General features: G+C 45.9%; 1 protein-coding gene. It reads right to left on the reverse strand.

What is annotated here, in order from left to right; translation table 11 throughout:
* Nucleotides 1-1702: hypothetical protein (locus tag AC6F75_RS11965; RefSeq protein WP_500715254.1), on the reverse strand; the 1702-nt coding region annotated here is incomplete at both ends.

Raw genomic sequence — 1702 nt, forward strand, 5'->3', positions numbered from 1 at the left:
ACCGGAGTAACCATATTGAGGTTACTTGTACCACTAAATGTCCACTCATAATGATTGCCGGGATCCGGGTTAGTGGGTTGCAACAGTATGGGGTCGCCTTCACAGGCCTGTGTGGGCAAGGTGAAAGCGGCATCGGGGAAACTGAGGTCGATGTTTACAGTAGCTGTACAAACGGGATATCCCGGGCTGCTGATTTCCAAACCAAAGGTATGCTGCCCCGGTGATAATGAGCTTACCACATGTTCATCTTGATTGCCGGCGTAAGTGTGGGGGGTTCCATTGACAATAAAAACGGTTTGCTGGGGGTCATAGCCTGATATGAATGGGGAGTTGTTGTAGAGCGTTACTGTAAAATTTCCTGTTTGTGGGTCACAAGCTACACTGTAATCCAACTGAGCCTGATAGGCAATGGTTACAGTTTCAAAAGCTCCGCTTGAACCGCAATTATTCCAAGTGGCCGAGGCTGCAACAGTATAAATACCCGGTTTTGTAACATCATAAGTGGCATTGAGGTTTAAGGCATTATTCAATTGCATCCCATCCTGTGGTTGGTTGCCCCAGGACAATACATCAGGAGTTGAGGATACTGCTGCTGAAGCTTGTACTGTATTACAGGCTGTCCATACAGCTGAGCTAACAGTAATGGTTTCCGGGCAGTTGCCGCCTTGGTTGGGGCCACCGCCACCGCCACAATTCATCTGGCTAATTGAATAAGGCTCTGATTGGCCCTCACAGCCGTTGGTTCCGGTAATTACAACAAAATAGTTTCCAAATTGTGTTGCAGCTTGGGTGGCGGCTGTACCAAGGGGGTTGCCAATGTTGTTGAGGTACCACCGGTAACTTGAGGCTTGTACAATACCACCTTGTTCCGTTGCTGTGAGTATGACGTTGGAGTTTTGGAGGTCTGTCAAGTCACAAAATGAATTATTTGGGATACTGGGAGATATAGTAGCGACCGGGCTCGGCAAAACCGTAACCTGAGCCGTAGCTATAGAAGGGTGGAAACAACCGTTGGGGTTAGTTACCGTTAATTGCATCGTATAGGTGACACTGCTGCTGAATATTTGACCGTATGAAAGATTGGTAAATGTATAAAACCCGGATCCACCTGAGGTGGGGGTTAGGGGTGGTTGCCCATCTCCTAAATCTAAGGTTATGGTGCCGGTACCTATTGTAGGTGTTCCGGAAAAAGTTAGGCTAAAAACCTCATCAGCACATAATACCGTTGGCGGTGTCCAGTTGATTGTTGGGGATTCGATGAGTTCTACTTCAAATTGATCAACAACAAACCATTCTGTACATTTTCTGATATTCAGTTTCACATGACCTGTTGTTACATTGTTGGCAATTTCATTCCACATTACAGTTATTTGGGGGGAATCCTGGCCCTGAACGATACTTCCGAAATTTGGGGGATCAATGCTCCAGATGTATTGGTTACCATCCAGTTCATCAACCCTAAAAGAGGTTTCGGTACTTGTACAATAGGTGTTTGAGGGTATTGGAAGACCTGTTGAAGGGTTAAAAGGTTCAATGTCAGTATTTACATTCACCGGGGAAATTGGACCTGATGTCAGCCATAGGGATTGGCAACGTGGACTTGATTTTCTTTTATAACTGATGGAAACAGTGTATGGGCCGGCAGGGTTGTCATCAAAAATAACCTCAATCAGGAAGTCATTGCCCGGACCATTTAATGAAC

This window comes from Planktosalinus sp. (assembly GCF_059864935.1).